The 15,843-nt window shown below is 62.7% G+C and carries 16 protein-coding genes; 3 read left to right on the plus strand and 13 right to left on the minus strand.

What is annotated here, in order from left to right; all coding sequences use genetic code 11:
• Positions 1-112: 112 nt before the first annotated feature.
• The 8 genes from NKH98_RS03140 to NKH98_RS03175 all read right to left on the minus strand — a co-directional run bounded on the left by NKH98_RS03140 (position 113) and on the right by NKH98_RS03175 (position 8,450).
• Positions 113-460, minus strand: a complete 348-nt coding sequence (locus NKH98_RS03140; protein WP_254816421.1) for a DUF6867 family protein — start codon at positions 458-460, stop codon at positions 113-115.
• An 18-nt stretch (positions 461-478) separates the two neighbouring features.
• Positions 479-1,207 (minus strand): ABC transporter ATP-binding protein, encoded by a 729-nt coding sequence (locus tag NKH98_RS03145; protein ID WP_254816420.1) that lies wholly within the window; start codon positions 1,205-1,207, stop codon positions 479-481.
• Positions 1,207-2,358: an ABC transporter ATP-binding protein gene (locus NKH98_RS03150; RefSeq protein ID WP_352504919.1), complete on the minus strand. Its 1,152-nt coding sequence runs from the start codon at positions 2,356-2,358 to the stop codon at positions 1,207-1,209. The genes NKH98_RS03145 and NKH98_RS03150 overlap by 1 nt, the downstream gene beginning before the upstream one ends.
• Positions 2,358-3,986, minus strand: coding sequence for a high-affinity branched-chain amino acid ABC transporter permease LivM (gene livM / locus NKH98_RS03155; RefSeq protein WP_254816419.1), 1,629 nt, complete (start codon positions 3,984-3,986; stop codon positions 2,358-2,360). The genes NKH98_RS03150 and livM overlap by 1 nt, the downstream gene beginning before the upstream one ends.
• Before the next feature lie 4 nt (positions 3,987-3,990).
• The gene (locus tag NKH98_RS03160; protein WP_254816418.1) at positions 3,991-4,893 is read right to left on the minus strand and encodes a branched-chain amino acid ABC transporter permease; all 903 of its coding nucleotides are present in this window, start codon (positions 4,891-4,893) and stop codon (positions 3,991-3,993) included.
• A gap of 334 nt (positions 4,894-5,227) precedes the next feature.
• On the minus strand, positions 5,228-6,229 hold the full coding sequence (locus tag NKH98_RS03165; protein WP_352896634.1) for a 4-hydroxyproline epimerase: 1,002 nt from the start codon (positions 6,227-6,229) through the stop codon (positions 5,228-5,230).
• Between the two features lie 28 nt (positions 6,230-6,257).
• On the minus strand, positions 6,258-7,508 hold the full coding sequence (locus NKH98_RS03170) for an NAD(P)/FAD-dependent oxidoreductase (protein ID WP_352896637.1): 1,251 nt from the start codon (positions 7,506-7,508) through the stop codon (positions 6,258-6,260).
• Between the two features lie 48 nt (positions 7,509-7,556).
• Positions 7,557-8,450, minus strand: a complete 894-nt coding sequence (locus NKH98_RS03175; protein WP_352504915.1) for a dihydrodipicolinate synthase family protein — start codon at positions 8,448-8,450, stop codon at positions 7,557-7,559.
• A 103-nt stretch (positions 8,451-8,553) separates the two neighbouring features.
• On the opposite strand from NKH98_RS03175, the gene NKH98_RS03180 reads away from it, so the two are divergent.
• Complete coding sequence (locus tag NKH98_RS03180; protein ID WP_352896639.1) at positions 8,554-9,207, plus strand: GntR family transcriptional regulator; 654 nt, start codon at positions 8,554-8,556, stop codon at positions 9,205-9,207.
• A gap of 13 nt (positions 9,208-9,220) precedes the next feature.
• Here the strand turns inward: NKH98_RS03180 and NKH98_RS03185 are convergent, their stop codons facing one another.
• Together NKH98_RS03185 and NKH98_RS03190 are read right to left on the minus strand one after the other, a co-directional pair.
• Entirely contained in the window at positions 9,221-9,553 is a 333-nt protein-coding gene (locus tag NKH98_RS03185) for a hypothetical protein (RefSeq protein ID WP_352801632.1), read from the minus strand.
• Between the two features lie 286 nt (positions 9,554-9,839).
• Positions 9,840-10,136, minus strand: coding sequence for a hypothetical protein (locus NKH98_RS03190; protein ID WP_352479612.1), 297 nt, complete (start codon positions 10,134-10,136; stop codon positions 9,840-9,842).
• A gap of 136 nt (positions 10,137-10,272) precedes the next feature.
• Here NKH98_RS03190 and NKH98_RS03195 point away from each other — a divergent pair, with 136 nt between their 5' ends.
• On the plus strand, positions 10,273-10,557 hold the full coding sequence (locus tag NKH98_RS03195) for a hypothetical protein (RefSeq protein ID WP_352803569.1): 285 nt from the start codon (positions 10,273-10,275) through the stop codon (positions 10,555-10,557).
• A 77-nt stretch (positions 10,558-10,634) separates the two neighbouring features.
• Here the strand turns inward: NKH98_RS03195 and NKH98_RS03200 are convergent, their stop codons facing one another.
• The gene (locus tag NKH98_RS03200) at positions 10,635-12,131 is read right to left on the minus strand and encodes a CoA-acylating methylmalonate-semialdehyde dehydrogenase (RefSeq protein WP_352803566.1); all 1,497 of its coding nucleotides are present in this window, start codon (positions 12,129-12,131) and stop codon (positions 10,635-10,637) included.
• Between the two features lie 211 nt (positions 12,132-12,342).
• On the opposite strand from NKH98_RS03200, the gene NKH98_RS03205 reads away from it, so the two are divergent.
• Positions 12,343-13,224 carry a LysR family transcriptional regulator gene (locus tag NKH98_RS03205; RefSeq protein WP_352896643.1) on the plus strand — a complete coding sequence of 294 codons (882 nt, stop codon included), beginning with the start codon at positions 12,343-12,345 and terminating at the stop codon, positions 13,222-13,224.
• 38 nt (positions 13,225-13,262) lie between these two features.
• Here NKH98_RS03205 and NKH98_RS03210 read toward each other — a convergent pair whose 3' ends face one another.
• Both NKH98_RS03210 and alr read right to left on the minus strand, forming a co-directional pair.
• Entirely contained in the window at positions 13,263-14,519 is a 1,257-nt protein-coding gene (locus tag NKH98_RS03210; protein WP_502894187.1) for a D-amino acid dehydrogenase, read from the minus strand.
• Between the two features lie 138 nt (positions 14,520-14,657).
• Positions 14,658-15,827 (minus strand): alanine racemase, encoded by a 1,170-nt coding sequence (gene alr / locus NKH98_RS03215; protein ID WP_352896645.1) that lies wholly within the window; start codon positions 15,825-15,827, stop codon positions 14,658-14,660.
• Positions 15,828-15,843 lie beyond the last annotated feature (16 nt).

The raw sequence follows: 15,843 nt of genomic DNA on the forward strand, positions 1-15,843 counted from the left end.
CGTGGATGTTGCTTTCATGCGATGCCCACCCTTGCTCGCAGAAAGAGTACTTTGCCGATTTTCAGGCACTTGTCACGCCGATTCATCCCTGAAACGCCGTTAATGATAAATGTCAACCTTTCGGTTTCCAGCTCAAAAGAGAGGCTCTTTCGTAAAGCCAATTATACTGCGTTACCATCTGGTTCGTGCGCGTGTATTGGTAGCCAATGAAGCCCAATATCATCAGCACGATGGTATCGACCACGTAGTAATGCAGCGAAAACATCGTTCCGCCGAACAGCGCATGATGGATGAATCTTACGCCGATGCCGAGCCCCAGCATATAGGCGAATAGCTGGGCGAAGCTGCGCCATGTCTGGGCACACGCCTTGCCCGTCATCCAGGCCGCCCAGCCACCGAGCAGGCAGGTGACGAAAAAGAACTGCCAAATCGAGGGTTCCTCATAAAGAATGCCCTGCATGATGAAGACTCCTGAAACTCAGTGATGGCCGCCCTCGAGATAGGCGGCGCGCACTTCCGGATTGGCGAGCAGTTCCTTGCCGGTGCCGCTCATCGTCACATTGCCGTTGACCATGACATAGCCGCGCGTGGCGAGCTTCAGTGCGCCGAAGGCGTTCTGCTCGACCAGGAACACGGTCAGTCCCTGCGTGCGGTTCAGCTCGCGAATGGCGTCGAATATCTGCTTGACGATCAGCGGCGCCAGGCCTAGCGACGGCTCATCCAGCAAGAGCAGCTTCGGCCTTGCCATCAGCGCGCGGCCGATCGATAGCATCTGCTGCTCGCCGCCCGAAAGCGTGCCGCCACGTTGGCCGACGCGTTCCTTGAGCCGCGGGAACAGCGTAAAGACCCTTTCGACATCTTCGTCGTAATGCTTGAGACCGTCGAGGCTGGCGCCCATCTGCAGGTTTTCCATCACCGTCATGCGCGGAAAGATGCGCCGGCCCTCCGGCGACTGCGCGATACGCATGCGCGCGATCTCGTGGGTTGGCATCTGGGTGATATCGGTGCCGGCGAAGGTGATAGTGCCGGCACGAGCGCGCGGAGCACCGAAGATGGTCATCATCAGTGTCGATTTGCCGGCGCCGTTGGCGCCGATCAGCGCCACGATCTCGCCCTGTTTGACGGTGACGTCGACGCCGTTCAGCGCCCTGATGTTGCCGTAGTAGGTCTGGACGCCCTTGATATCGAGCAGCGTTGTGCCGGCCATTATTTCCGCCCCCCACGCCGATTAGAGGTGCCGGGAGTTTTCGACTTCGCCGGAGCCTTGCCCGGCTTTGCCGTGGAAGATTTCGCGGCCGATTTGGCTTTGGCCGGCGATCCGGACTTTGCAGCAGCAGCGCTCGACCTTGCATCGATCTGCCCGGCCTTCGAAGCGCCCTTTGACACTGTGACGCGTTCGCCCTCGCTATGGCCGACGGTATCGGCCACCGGTCCGGCGAGATAGGAAGACGATGTGCCCGGTCCATGCGCGGCATCCGGACCCGTATCCAGTTGCTCGATGACGTCCTCGTCGCCGACTTCGGTCAGTACCGTCTCGACGTCCTCGTCTTCGACGCCGAGATAGGCGGCGATGACGCGCGGGTCGGTTCGCACCGATTGCGGGTTGCCGTCGGAGATCTTGCGCCCGTATTCGAGCACGACGACATGGTCTGAAATCTGCATGACCACCGCCATGTCGTGCTCGATCAAAAGGATCGAGGTGCCGGTGTTGTCCTTGATGTCCATCAGCAGCGCATTGAGCGCCGCCGATTCCTTCGGATTAAGGCCGGCGGCCGGCTCGTCGAGGCACAAAAGCTCAGGGCCGGTGCACATGGCGCGAGCAATTTCGAGCCGTCGCTGCGCGCCATATGGCAGATCGCCGGCAGGATCGTCGGCGCGGTCGACGAGATCGGCCTTCTCCAGCCAGTGCTCGGCGAGTTCAACCGATTCCGCCGAAGCCTGTCTGTATCCGCTATAACCGAACAGGCCGAGAACGGTATAGCCGGACGCCTTCATCAGCTTGTTGTGCTGGGCCACCAGAAGGTTCTCCAGCAGCGTCATGCCCGAGAACAGGCGGATGTTCTGGAAGGTGCGCGCCACTTTGGCCCGCGCCGGGATCTCATGGTTCGGCAGGCGTTCGAGCAGGAAGGTCGAGCCGTCGCGCCGGTTGAGCGTGATCATGCCTTCCGACGGCTTGTAGAAACCGGTGATGCAATTGAACACGGTGGTCTTGCCGGCGCCGTTGGGACCGATCAACGCGGTGATCTCGCCACGTTTGGCCTGGAATGACAAGTCGCCGATGGCGATGAGACCGCCGAACTTCATCGACAGATGCTCGACCTGCAGGATGGCATCGTTCACGGAGGGGCTCGCGTTCATCAGCCGTGTCCCTCCTTGGTGAAGGACCCGGACACCGCCCTGCGCACCTTGAGGAAGGCTGTCGGCTCGCGGCTGCCGACGAAGCCACGCGGCTTCCACAGCATGACGATGACCATGGCCATGCCGAACAACAGCATGCGATAAAGCTCCGGCGTGAAGTCGGGGCCGAACCCGGGTATGACCTTGATGTTGCCCCAACTCAGGCCGGTCTTGAGGAAATCCAGTTCGCGCAGGATTTCGGTGCCGCCGATCATCACCATGGCGGCGACGGCAATACCGACCAGCGAGCCCATGCCGCCAAGCACGACGATGGCAAGGATGATCGCCGATTCCAGGAAGACGAAGGATTCCGGGCTGACGAAGCCTTGCCGCGCGGCGAAGAACGAGCCGGCAAAGCCGCCGAACATCGCGCCCGTGGCAAAGGCCGTGAGCTTGGTGGTCGTGGTGTTGATGCCGAGCGAGCGGCAGGCGATCTCGTCCTCGCGCAGCGCTTCCCAGGCGCGGCCGACCGGCAGGCGCCTGAGCCTCACCGTGACGAAGGCGGTCAGCAGGCAGAGTCCAAGGATCAGGTAGTAGAGGAAGATCTTGTAGTAGGCACCGGACTGCGCGATGCCGAGCACCTTGGAGATGTAGTTCGGGTCGGAGACGTTGAACGACATCAGGCCGAAGAACGAGACCTTCGGGATGCCGGAAATCCCGGCCGAGCCGTTGGTCACTTCGCGCCAGTTGATGATCACCAGCCTTATGATCTCGCCGAAAGCGAGCGTCACGATCGCCAGATAGTCACCGCGCAGGCGCAACACAGGGAAGCCCAGCATCACGCCCCAGAATGCAGCCATCAGGCCGGCGGCGGGCAGCAGGATCCAGAAGGAAAGGCCGTAATGCGTGCCGAGCAGCGCATAGGCATAGGCACCGACGGCGTAGAAGGCGACATAGCCTAGGTCCAGCAGGCCGGCCAAGCCAATAACAATATTCAACCCCCAGGCCAGCATCACGTAGATCAGGATCTGGATGCCGAAATTGTCGACATACTTCAGCGAACCCTGGAAACCGGCCGCCATGGACCCGGCATATAGCGCCAGCACCAACACCACGATAATCGGGTAGAGCGCCAGTGCGGTTATGCCCAATGCCGAGAAATGAGAATGAATGAAGGCCCGGAAACGATATATCAGCCAGGCTAGTGCATAGATGATTGCAAGTGCCCGCAGGAACCGCACAAAATCGGAAAGTTCCGGCCCTAAAGCCTCGGTCAGGAAGCCGCTGAGCGCGAGCAGAATAACGGCGACGGCGAGCGCTACGATGAACGCGGGAAGGCGGAAGAATCGCGAAGCCAGGCTGACCGGCAGCAGGCCGGTAGCGACGTCGACGATCTTCTGGTTCGCCAGGAAGGGCTGGCCATAGGCGACATAAAGGAAGCGTCCGGCCATGGTGGCGATCACGACGCCGGCGAGCAAGCCCCAGCGCTGCACCAGGATCAGTTCGTTGGAGATGTTCTGGTCGGTCTTCAGGCCGATGAACAGCACGAACAGGCCAAGCGAGATGGCGCCGGCATAGAGCGCTTCGCGAAAAGCGCGCTGGACCGGGGTGGCGACGACGGTGCTTTCCGGAGACACGGTAACCGCCATGATCTCAGACCTTTTCGACTTCTGGCCGGCCGAGAATGCCGGAAGGCAGGAAGATCAGCACGATCGCCAGGATGGAGAAGGCGGCGACGTCCTTGTAGTCGATCGAGAAGTAAGCCGACCACATGCTTTCGATGAAGCCAATCATCAGGCCGCCGAGCACGGCGCCGGGCAGTGAGCCGATGCCGCCGAGCACCGCGGCAGTAAACGCCTTCACACCGGGCGTAAAACCGTCGGAAAACACCACCACGCCGTAATACATCAGGAACAACGTGCCGGCGACGGCAGCGAGGGCGGCGCCCATGATGAAGGTGATCGAGATGGTGCGATCGACGTCGACGCCGAGCAGTGCGGCCATCTTGCGATCCTGCTCGCAGGCGCGCTGCGCCCGGCCGAGCGAGGTCTTGTTGACCAGGTACCAGAACACCGCGAGCAGGACTATGGTGACCAGGACGATGATGATCTGCTTCAGCGAGACGCTGATGCCTTCGATGTTGTAGACCGTGGACACCATTGGCGGGACCGGCTTGTTGCGCGGCCCTTGCGTCACCTGGACGAAATTGGACAGCGCAATCGACATGCCGATCGCAGTGATCAGCGGCGCCAGCCGGAATGAACCACGCAAAGGCCGGTAGGCCACCTTCTCGATCGTCCAATTATACAGGCTGGTCAGCAGCATCGCGACGATCATCATGATCAGCAGCGCAACGACGATCGGCAGCGAATAGAACAACGCACCGAGGATAAGGAAAACGATGAGCGCGGTGAAAGCGCCGATCATGAAAATGTCGCCATGGGCGAAATTGATCATGCCGATGATGCCGTAGACCATCGTATAGCCGATCGCTATCAGCCCATAGATCGATCCCAGCGTCAGCCCGTTGATAAGCTGCTGGACAAAATACTGCATGCTGTCGTGGCTCCCCTGGAATGTCGCCCATGCAGACGCATTCCTTTTCGTATTTTCCCTAGTCGTAAAGTGTCGAGCCCGGATTGCAACGTGATTTTTCGATCATTACGCGTGTTTTCGCCGCACGTCGTCCGATTGCCCGTTTTGTTCCCGTCCGCCCCCTGGACCATCGCGGACCCTACCATTGGCCTAACGCAATGTCTTTGACGATTCAATCGCAGCATGCGCTCCATTTCGAAGAAATCGCCGTCAAAATAAGTTGATGAGCGGGATCGTTGCGCCGTCGAAGGCATCCGTTTGCGCTCTCTTTCCTTCCCTAGCGTCAGCGTTTTCTCTATTTGACGACGAAGCCGTGCGCGAACGGGTCGCGGTCGTCGATAAAGATCGTGTTCAATCCGGTCATCCGCGCCCACCCGCCGATCGACGGAATGATTGCCGGCTTGCCGGCGACGGTGACCTCTTTCTCCACCCTGCCCTTGAACAGCGACCCGATGATCGATTCATGGACGAAGTCGTTGCCGACCCCAAGCTTGCCCTTGGCGTGAAGCTGCGCCATCCGCGCCGAGGTGCCGGTGCCGCAGGGCGAGCGGTCGATTGCCTTGTCGCCGTAGAAGACGGCGTTGCGGGCATCGGCTTGCGGGTTGGCCGGCGCGCCGGTCCACAATATGTGCGACAGCTTGTCGATGCCGGGATTCTCCGGGTGGACGAAGGAATATTTCTCGTTGAGCCGCTGCCGCACCACCGGGCTCCAGGCGATCAGCTCGCCGGCCGAATGGTCGGCCATGTCGCGATAGTTCTTTTGCGGTTCGACGATGGCGTAGAAATTGCCGCCGTAGGCGACATCGACGCTGATCTCGCCGAGCCCGGGGCATTCGACCGTCAGTCCCTCGGCATAGAGGAAGGACGGCACATTGGTGATGCGCACCTCCTCGACATAATCGCCGACTTGGCTGTACTCGGCGACGACCACGCCCGCCGGCGTATCCAACCTGAGCACGCCCGGCGTCTTCGGTTTGATCAATCCATTTTCGACGGCAAAGGTCACCGTGCCGATGGTGCCATGGCCGCACATAGGCAGGCAGCCCGAGGTTTCGATGAACAGGATGGCGATGTCGCAATCTTCGCGCGTCGGCGGATAGAGGATCGAGCCGGACATCATGTCATGGCCGCGTGGCTCGAACATCAGGCCGGTGCGGATCCAGTCGTATTCGGCCAGGAAATGCGCTCGCCGCTCCATCATCGTCGAGCCGTTGAGCAGCGGTCCGCCGCCGGCGACCAGCCGCACCGGATTGCCGCAGGTGTGGCCGTCTATGCAGAAGAAGGAATGCTTGGCCATGCCGGCTCCCAACTGAATGTCTTCGATCTCAAAACCGTTGCGGGCTGAACGGACCGACATCGAGCGATGGACTCTGCCCGAGAACGAGCTCGCGGATCAAGCGTCCGGTCGCCGCGGCCTGGGTCAGGCCGAGGTGACCATGACCGAAACCGTACACCACCGACGGCGTTTTTTGCGACTGCCCGATCACCGGCAGCGAATCCGGCAGCGACGGCCGGAACCCCATCCATTCGCGCCCATTGGCCGGATCCAGTCCCGGCAGGAATTTCTGCGCCTTTTCGAGCAGCGCTTTCGAGCGCGCATAATTGGGCGGCCTTTCAAGCCCGCCGAGTTCGACCGCACCACCGACGCGCAGGCCCGTCTCGAGCGGCGTGATGACGAAGCCATGCCCGGAAAAGATCAATTGCCGCCTTACGTCGAAGGCAGTCTTCGGCAGCGTCGTGTTGTAGCCACGCTCGGTCTCCAGCGGGATTCCGTCGCCGAGATGTCTCGCCAACAGGTGCGACCAGGCCCCGGCAGCGATGACGAGATGCTTCGCCCGTCGCCTCGTGCCGTCGGCCATGGTCAGGATCGCGCCGTCCTGTCCCGCCTCGACACGCTCGATCCGGGCCCTTTCGAACCCGGCGCCCAACCTCTCGGCATAGGCCCATAACGCCTTTCCAAGCCGCTTGGGGTCGGCGACGGTTTTCCACCCCGGCACGAACGTTCCTTTGACGAAGCGCGGCGACAGACCGGGCTGCAAGGCGGCGAGAGCGCTCCCCTCGACATGGCTGAAGCCGATGCCGAAGCGCTGCCTTGCCGCCCAGCCGGGCAGTGAGGCCTTGAACTCGGCTTCGCTTTCGTAGAGTTCGAGCGAGCCGTCCTCATGCAGCATCGGCCGTGTGCTGGAACGGTCGAGCAAACCCATCCATTCCGCCTCGGCGAGCTTCATCATCCCGGCCTGTGCGGCGAGGCCGGCTTCATAGCGGTCGCTTCGGCCGGCGCGCCAGAAGCGGACCAGCCAGGGCAGCAGCTTCAACAGATAGGCGGGTGGGATGCTGAGCGGGCCGAGCGGGTCGGCGAGCCATTTCGGCAGCTGCCTGATCATGCCCTTGTGGGCGAGCGGCAGCACGTCGGAGAAGGCAAAGGCGGCGGCATTGCCGGAACTGGTCTCCTCGCAGATCCCCGTCCGATCGAAGATCGTGACGTTTCGCCCCGCCTCGGCCAGAAATGCGGCAGCGCAGATGCCGATAATGCCGCCACCAATGATGGCGACATCGAGCGTAGCATTGTCATTCATTGGCATGCGCCGCGCTGCACATCTGCAAACACCCTCGAAGGCACTGGATCAGAATGCCGGCAGTTGCGGCCGCACGGCCAGCGCATCCCTGACGACCTTTTCGACTGCCTTGCGCCGCTCGCCCGACAATGGCTGGCGCGGCATGCGCACGCGGTCGTTGGTGTTGATCGCCAAAACTTCGGCGAGCTTGATGTTCTGCACCAGATAGGTCGAGACGTCGAGGTCGAGCAGCGGCCGGAACCAGCGGTAGATCTTCAACGCCTCCTCGCGGCGGCCCTGTCTCATCAGCTGGTAGATGGCGACGGTCTCGCGCGGGAACGCGGTGACCAAGCCCGCCACCCAGCCGATGGCGCCGACCGACAGCGCCTCAAAGGCGAGATTGTCGACGCCGGTGAACAGGTCGTAGCGGTCGCCGAGGCGGTTGATGATCTCGGTCGAGCGGCGGATGTCGTCCGAGGACTCTTTTATGGCGACGAAGCGCTGGTCCTTGGCCAACTCCTCCATCTGGTCGACGGTGACGTCGACGCGATAGGCAAGCCGGTTGGAGTAGATCATCACCGGCAGGTCGCCGGCCGCGGCGACGGCGCTGAGTGCCGCGACCGTCTCCTCGGCATTGGTATGGTAGATCGGGCTCGGCACCACCATCAAACCGTTGGCGCCTTCCTTGGCGGCGCGGCGTGCGATCGCCGCCGCCTCGCGTGTACCGGCCTCGTTGACCGTCAACAGCACCGGTTTTTTGCCGGCGATCTTCTGGGCGGTCTTCAGCACCGCGATCTTCTCGTCATGCGACAGCATCGGGCCTTCGCCGAGCGACCCGCAGACGATGATGCCGTCACAGCCGGCCTCCATCTGCAGCGCAAAGCAGCGCTCCATCTCGGCATGGTCGAGGCCGTCGTCCTCGGTGAATTTGGTCGTAACGGCGGGGAAGACTCCGGCCCACATATCGATCGCTCCATCTGATATATCAGTCGTATATTTCTTAAGAAGCCGACTGTCAACGTTGAATCTGATATGATATATCAACAATATATCAGGAGAAGCCGCATTGGTATATGACAGCTCGAGCTCCGAGCCGGCAACTGCGAAGGCCTACCGCAGGCTCGAGCACATGATCGTAACTCTCGAGCTGGCGCCGGCGAGCTTCATCACCGAGGGGGCGCTGATCGACAGGCTCGGCCTCGGCCGCACCCCGGTTCGCGAAGCGATCCAGCGGCTGGCTTGGGAGGGGCTGCTTGAGGTCCGGCCGCGCGCCGGCATTGCCATTGCCCCGCTGCACCCCGGCGACTGGCTGCGTGTCCTCGACGCCCGCCGTGGCGTCGAGGTGGTGCTTGCCCGCTCGGCCGCTCGCTTCGTCACCCGCGAGGCCGCCGACCTGTTCCATGACGCCGCCCTTGCCATGCAAAAGGCGGTGATTTCGGAAAATGTGTTTTACTTCATCCAGGCCGACAAGGCGCTTGACGAGGCGCTGGCGCTGGCTGCCGACAACCCGTTCGCCGCGCGCCTGGCGGCGCCCTTGCAAACCCACAGCCGCCGTTTCTGGTTCCGCTACAAGGCCGATACCGGCTTGGCCGAATCCGCCGAGCATCACGTCGCGCTGATCCGCTCGATCCTAGCAGGCGACGAGGAGGCCGCGGCCAAGGACGCCAAGCGCCTGATGGCACTATTGCGCGGCCATGCCGAGGCAGCTGCCACACGCTGAGCCTGTCATTTCGTCATGCGCCCTGGCCGGGCAGGGCCATCACGTTTTCCCAATTGTCGCCGGCCGCGACGATGCAGCTTCTGCCGGCGACATCGGTGACGACGATACTCCAGGTTCCGGTCTCGGCGACAAAGACTTCCATGACCGCCTCATGACCGATCAGCCCCAAAGCAAACTGCCTTTCCTGGAACTTCTCGCTCAAATGGGCGACGAGCTCGCCATGTTCAACGCAGTATTGATATTGCGCGCTTGCGGTGTTCGTACCCACCGCCAATGCGCCAGCAAGAACCAGGGTTTTCACCCATCCCAACAGCGATTTGTGTGCCATAGGCACCTCCTTTGCCATCACGTTCCGGCAAAGGAGGGGTTTGACAGCCTCACTTTGCCGGAGCGATCCAGGCCGGTTCCGACGTCATCATCATCGCGTCGTTCCTTTCTGTGTTCCGGTCTGCCATCGGTGGGAACGATTCCAGATGTTCCCATTATGTTCCAGATATATGGTATCGGCAATGGAAAAGCGCAAGCAGGCGCCCAAGCGGGCGCCTGCAGATCCGTTTTACGGTTCTCGCCGAAAGAATGGGCAGGCTGCGCGGCCATGCGAGGCCGCTGCTACGCGCGAGCGTGGAACCTCATCAGGTGCCTGGCAGCGCCGCTATCGTCATCGCGCTCTCCCAGCCTTCGCCGACTGAAATCACGCAGCTTTGGCCTTTTGTGTCGCTGGCGAGGATGGTCCATGTGCCCTTGTCGGAAACGAAGACTTCAAGCACCACATTCGGATTGACGACGCCGACCGCGCTCGGGTTTTCATGAAACTTCTCGCCGAGCGCCTTGACCATATCGGCGCGTGCCGCACATTGCTCGGCAGCCATTGCCGGGACGGCGGAAAGGGCCATCGCAGCGCAAGCTACAGTCGCCATGAGACGTGTCATCTGACACCTCCTTTGCGCCGGACGATATCCCCGGAGCCGTCACCAGCGCCGTTGGTTGATCTGCCAGCGTCTGCTTCGCGGCAGGACTGCAACCTAAGAAGATTGCTGCCTTCTTGGTTCCATCACATTAGTGTTCATGCCGATGAAGATCGCGACAAAAAAGACCCGGGTCGAGCCCAGGCCTTCTTTTGCTTTCCGCGATCTGGATCAGTTCATCGTCGGGATGATGAACTCGGCGCCATCCTTCACGCCGGCCGGCGCGCCCGAAGCCGAAGGCGAGGACGCGCAGACAGAAACCGTCCGGCTAATTCATCGTCGGGATGACGAATTCGGCGCCATCCTTCAAGCCGGCCCGCGCGCCCGAAGCCGAAGGCGAGGACGCGCAGACAGAAACCGTCCGGCTAATTCATCGTCGGAATGACGAACTCGGCGCCATCCTTCACGCCGGCCCGCGCGCCCGAAGCCGAAGGCGAGGACGCGCAGACAGAAACCGTTCGGCTAATTCATCGTCGGAATGACGAATTCGGCGCCATCCTTCACGCCGGACGGCCAGCGCGACGTCACCGTCTTGGTCTTGGTGTAGAAGCGGAACGCGTCCGGCCCGTGCTGGTTGAGGTCGCCGAAGGAGGACGCCTTCCAGCCGCCAAACGTATAGTAGGCGATCGGCACCGGGATCGGCACGTTGATGCCGACCATGCCGACCTGGACCCGCGAGGCGAAGTCGCGCGCCGCATCGCCGTCGCGGGTGAAGATAGCGACGCCATTGCCCATCTCGTGCTCGTTGGCGAGCCTGATCGCGTTCTCGTAGGTCGGTGCGCGCACCACCGACAGCACCGGCCCGAAGATCTCTTCCTTGTAGATGCGCATGTCGGCGGTCACATTGTCGAACAGGCAGCCGCCCATATAGTAGCCGTTCTCGTAACCCTGCATGGAAAAGCCGCGTCCATCGACGACCAGCTTGGCGCCTTCCTTGACGCCGGTGTCGACATAGGACTTGACCCGCTCCAGCGCCTGCGCCGTGACCAGCGGGCCGAAATCGGCGGAAGAATCCGTCGACGGACCGACCTTCAGGCTCTCGACGCGCGGCACCAGTCTTTCCATCAGCCGGTTGGCGGTGTCGTTGCCGACCGGAACGGCCACCGAGATCGCCATGCAGCGCTCGCCGGCCGAGCCGTAGCCGGCGCCGATCAGCGCGTCGACGGTCTGGTCCATGTCGGCATCCGGCATGATGATCATGTGATTCTTGGCACCGCCGAAGCACTGCACGCGCTTGCCGGCCGCGCAGCCGCGCGAGTAGATGTACTGGGCGATCGGCGTCGAGCCGACGAAACCGATGGCCTTGATGTCGGGATCGTCGAGGATGGCGTCGACCACTTCCTTGTCGCCATTGACGACATTGAGGATGCCCGCCGGCAGGCCGGCCTCGATGAACAGTTCGGCAATGCGCATCGGCACGCCCGGGTCGCGCTCGGACGGCTTGAGGATGAAGGCATTGCCGCAGGCGATGGCCGGCGCGATCTTCCACAGCGGGATCATTGCCGGAAAATTGAACGGCGTGATGCCGGCGACGACGCCGAGCGGCTGGCGCATCGAATAGACGTCGATGCCGGGGCCTGCGCCATCGGTGAACTCGCCCTTCATCATGTGCGGCGCACCGATGCAGACCTCGACCACTTCGAGGCCGCGCTGGATGTCGCCCTTGGCGTCGGCGATGGTCTTGCCGTGTTCGCGCGCCAATATCTCGGCCAGCGCGTCATACTCCTTAGCGATCAGCTCGAGGAACCGCATCAGGACGCGCACGCGCCGCTGCGGGTTGGTCGCCGCCCAGCCGGGCTGTGCCGCCTTGGCGTTTTCGACCGCCGCGCGCAATTCCGCCTGCGAAGCCAGCGCCACCGTGCCGCGCACCGTGCCGTCCATCGGCTGCATGACGTCCTGCTTGCGGCCGCTGGTTCCGGCGACGCGCTTTCCGCCGATGAAATGACCGTATTCGATCATGGTCTCTCTCCCTGGTTCGTGATGAGGCATTGTCCGCCTTTGCGAGAGCAATGGCAACGCGAGCGAAAACGCAACCGTTGTGCAGAAAATAGATAGCAGTGGGTGTCTGTGCATCAAATCGCGCAAATGATAGAGATGTGTGGTGTACGCCATGGGATAGAGAAATTGAGTTTCTTCGCCGTCGAGCGCTGCCATCATCCGGACCATCCCGATGAACTGGGATGATGCCCGCATCTTCCTTGCCGTGGCGCGGGCCGGTCAGATCCTCGGCGCCGCCAGGCGGCTGGAGCTTAATCATGCGACCGTCTCGCGCCGCATCGCCGCCCTCGAGGATGCGCTCAGGACAAAACTGTTTCGCCGGCTTACCACGGGCAGTGAGCTGACGCCGGCGGGCGAGCGTTTCCTCGAGATCGCCGAACGCATGGAGAGCGACATGATCGCCGCGCGCTCGACTGTTTCAGGCGAAGGCGACGACGTCTCGGGCACCGTGCGGATCGGCGCGCCGGACGGTTTTGGCGTCGCCTTCCTGGCCAGGCGCCTCGGCGCGCTGACCGCTCTGCACCGTGAACTCACCATCCAGCTGGTGCCGGTACCACGCTCCTTCTCTTTGTCACGGCGCGAGGCCGACATTGCCATCACCGTCGAGCGGCCGACGGAAGGCCGCCTGGTGGCGGGAAAGCTGGTCGACTACACGCTCGGCCTGTTCGCGTCGCGTGCCTACGCCGACACGCATGGCCTGCCCGGAACCGCCGCCGAGCTAGGGCAGCATACGCTGATCGGCTACGTGCCGGACCTGATCGTCAGTCCCTCGCTCGACTACGCGGCCGAATTCAGCGCCGACTGGCGCACCAGCTTCGCCATTTCCTCCGCGCTCGGCCAGGCCGAAGCGGTGCGTTCCGGCGCCGGCATCGGCATACTGCACACCTTCGTTGCCCGCTCGATGCCGGAGTTGGTGCACCTCGATATCGTCGCACCCATCCGCCGCGCCTACTGGCTGGTCTATCATGAATCGGTCAGGCCGCTGCGCCGCGTCCAGGTCGTCTCGAGCTTCATCACCAAGGCCGTCGAACGGGACAGGGGTTTGTTCGCGTGAAGCCTATCGGCCGGCGGCTGTCTTAAGCTGCGGGGGTCTTACTTGGCGTATCGTCCCGGCCCGAGATCGCCGACGTCGATGTCCGGCACCCGGCTGGAGATGATGTCGGCTAGAACCTTAGCCGAGCCGCAGGCCATGGTCCAACCGAGTGTGCCATGGCCGGTATTGAGATAGAGATTGGAGAAATCGGTGCGGCCGATCAGCGGCGGCCCGTCCGGTGTCATCGGCCGCAGCCCGCACCAGAAGGTCGCCGATCGCATGTCGCCGCTGCCCGGAAACAGGTCGCCGACCGAATGTTCGAGCGTGCGGCGCCGCGATTCGTGCAGCCGCAGGTCGAAGCCGGAAATCTCCGCCGTGCCGCCGACCCGGATACGATCGCCGAGCCGGGTGATCGCTACTTTGTAGCTCTCGTCCATCACGGTCGAGACCGGTGCGGCGGCGGCGTCCTTGATCGGCAGGGTGATCGAATAGCCCTTGACCGGGTAGACCGGGATGGGGCGCTTCAGCATGCGCATGAACCGCGCCGAATAGCTGCCCATCGCCATCACATAGGCATCAGCGACCATCCAGCCCTTGCTGGTGCAGATGTTGGTGATGCGATCGCGCTTCTTGACGACGCGCCGTATCTCCGTGTCGTACTCGAAGGTGACGTCGCGTGCCGCGCAAAGCTCGGCAAGCCTGTCGGTAAACATCTTGCAGTCGCCGGTTTCGTCGCCGGGCAACCGCAGGCCACCGACGAATTTTTCGCGCACGCCAGCCAGCGCGGGTTCGGCCGCAATGCACCCGTCGGGATCGAGGACCTCGTAGGGGACGCCATAGGTCTTCAGCACCTCGACATCGCCGCCAACGCCGTCGAGCTGCTTTTGCGTTCGGAAAAGCTGCAGCGTGCCCTTGGCGCGCTCGTCATAGGCGATGCCGGTCGCCTCGCGCAGCGCCTTCAGCGTGTCGCGACTGTACTCGGCCAGCGGCACCATGCGCGCCTTGTTCAGCGCGTAGCGTTCAGCCGTGCAATTGCGCAGCATCTTGACCAGCCATATCCACATATTCGGATCGAGGGCCGGTCGCACCACCAGTGGGCCGTGCTTCATCAAAAGCCATTTGATGGCCTTCAGCGGAACGCCGGGCCCGGCCCAGGGCGAGGCATAGCCGGGCGAGATCTCGCCGGCATTTGCAAAGCTGGTTTCCAGCGCCGGGCCTTTCTGGCGATCGATCACCGTCACCTGATGACCGGCCTCGGCAAGAAAATAGGCGGTGGTGACCCCGATCACGCCGCCGCCCAGCACGAAGATCTTCATCGTTTGGTTCTCCGCGGCGGCATCTCGTCGGGACTCGAGACCGGGATCATCGCCGCCTTCTGTCTGCCGGATTCTGCGGCCTCAGCCAAGTGCCGATGCTCAGGGAAAAGACATGCGTGAGGACAACAAGCTTGCGTCCTAGCGATTCACATAGCGCCGGTGGAAACGGTGGCCGAGGCTGGTCAAGACCTCGTAGCCGATAGTGCCGGCCTGGCCAGCTACCTGGTCCACCGTCTGCGACGACGGCCCGATCAGTTCAACGAGGTCGCCGGCCTTCAGCTTGCCGGGCTGCAGTGCGGAAATGTCGAGGATGATCGTATCCATCGAAATCCGACCGACGAAGGGCAGCCGCACATTTTCGAACCAGGCAGCGGAAGCGGCGCGACGATGCCAGCCATCGCCGTAGCCGAGCGAAATCGTCGCCGCGGCAAGCGGGGCCTTGGTATGGAAAGTGTGGCCGTAGCCGACACCGGCGCCGGCCTCCAGCATCCGCATCTGGATGACCTTGGCCTGCAATCGCACCACCGGCAGCATCGGATTGTCCTTCGCCGGCGTCGGATTGATGCCATAGAGAGCGGCACCCGGACGAACGAGGTCGTAGTGATAGCGCTGCCCGAGAAAAATGCCCGATGAATTGGCAAGCGAAGCCGACGCTTCCGGCAGCATCCGGCGCAGCCGTTCGAATTCCAGCCGCTGCCGCTCGTTGGCCGGTTGCTCGGGTTCGTCGGCGCAGGCGAGATGGCTCATCACGAAGGTCAGTTCGACACCGTCGAAGGCCTGTGGATCCCGCGCGACTGCCTTCACCTCGGACGGCGTCATGCCGAGCCGCGACATGCCGCTGTCGACCTGGAGGGCGGCCGGCAGCTTACGGCCCACCCGTCCGGCCATTTCGCGCCATGCCGCGAGTTGGCTGGCGCTGTTGAGTACGCTGCAAAGCCCTGCTGCAACCGCTTCCCTTTCCGCACCCGGCGGAATGCCGTTCAGCACATAAATGGCTGGGTCTGAGCCGAGCGCCTTGCGCAGCAAGATGCCGCCGGCCAAATGCGCAACAAAGAAGGTATTACAGCCCTCAGCCATCAGTGCCGCCGCCACCGGTGCCGCGCCAATCCCGTAACCGTCGGCCTTGACCACTCCAGCACAGCTGACGCCGCCCAGCCGCGCCTTCAGCCGCCGGTAATTCTCACGGATGGCGCCGAGATCGATGGTCAGGATTGCCCCCGCCGCCGCTTCGCTGATCGGCTCGCTCGGGGCGCCAGCCTGCCGTGGAGCAACGGCCTGCGGAAGAGATTTGCTGGAGATGTCGTTCATGCCGACCTGTTTTAGC

Source organism: Mesorhizobium sp. M0833 (assembly GCF_040319905.1).
Lineage (GTDB): Bacteria > Pseudomonadota > Alphaproteobacteria > Rhizobiales > Rhizobiaceae > Mesorhizobium.

Bases quoted from the DNA above. Each gene is read 5' to 3' on its own strand.
- NKH98_RS03140 (WP_254816421.1), bottom strand. From the start codon at position 460: ATGCAGGGCATTCTTTATGAGGAACCCTCGATTTGGCAGTTCTTTTTC.
- NKH98_RS03145 (WP_254816420.1), bottom strand. From the start codon at position 1,207: ATGGCCGGCACAACGCTGCTCGATATCAAGGGCGTCCAGACCTACTAC.
- NKH98_RS03150 (WP_352504919.1), bottom strand. From the start codon at position 2,358: ATGAACGCGAGCCCCTCCGTGAACGATGCCATCCTGCAGGTCGAGCAT.
- livM (WP_254816419.1), bottom strand. From the start codon at position 3,986: ATGGCGGTTACCGTGTCTCCGGAAAGCACCGTCGTCGCCACCCCGGTC.
- NKH98_RS03160 (WP_254816418.1), bottom strand. From the start codon at position 4,893: ATGCAGTATTTTGTCCAGCAGCTTATCAACGGGCTGACGCTGGGATCG.
- NKH98_RS03165 (WP_352896634.1), bottom strand. From the start codon at position 6,229: ATGGCCAAGCATTCCTTCTTCTGCATAGACGGCCACACCTGCGGCAAT.
- NKH98_RS03170 (WP_352896637.1), bottom strand. From the start codon at position 7,508: ATGAATGACAATGCTACGCTCGATGTCGCCATCATTGGTGGCGGCATT.
- NKH98_RS03175 (WP_352504915.1), bottom strand. From the start codon at position 8,450: ATGTGGGCCGGAGTCTTCCCCGCCGTTACGACCAAATTCACCGAGGAC.
- NKH98_RS03185 (WP_352801632.1), bottom strand. From the start codon at position 9,553: ATGGCAAAGGAGGTGCCTATGGCACACAAATCGCTGTTGGGATGGGTG.
- NKH98_RS03190 (WP_352479612.1), bottom strand. From the start codon at position 10,136: ATGACACGTCTCATGGCGACTGTAGCTTGCGCTGCGATGGCCCTTTCC.
- NKH98_RS03195 (WP_352803569.1), top strand. From the start codon at position 10,273: ATGCCGATGAAGATCGCGACAAAAAAGACCCGGGTCGAGCCCAGGCCT.
- NKH98_RS03200 (WP_352803566.1), bottom strand. From the start codon at position 12,131: ATGATCGAATACGGTCATTTCATCGGCGGAAAGCGCGTCGCCGGAACC.
- NKH98_RS03205 (WP_352896643.1), top strand. From the start codon at position 12,343: ATGAACTGGGATGATGCCCGCATCTTCCTTGCCGTGGCGCGGGCCGGT.
- NKH98_RS03210 (WP_502894187.1), bottom strand. From the start codon at position 14,519: ATGAAGATCTTCGTGCTGGGCGGCGGCGTGATCGGGGTCACCACCGCC.
- alr (WP_352896645.1), bottom strand. From the start codon at position 15,827: ATGAACGACATCTCCAGCAAATCTCTTCCGCAGGCCGTTGCTCCACGG.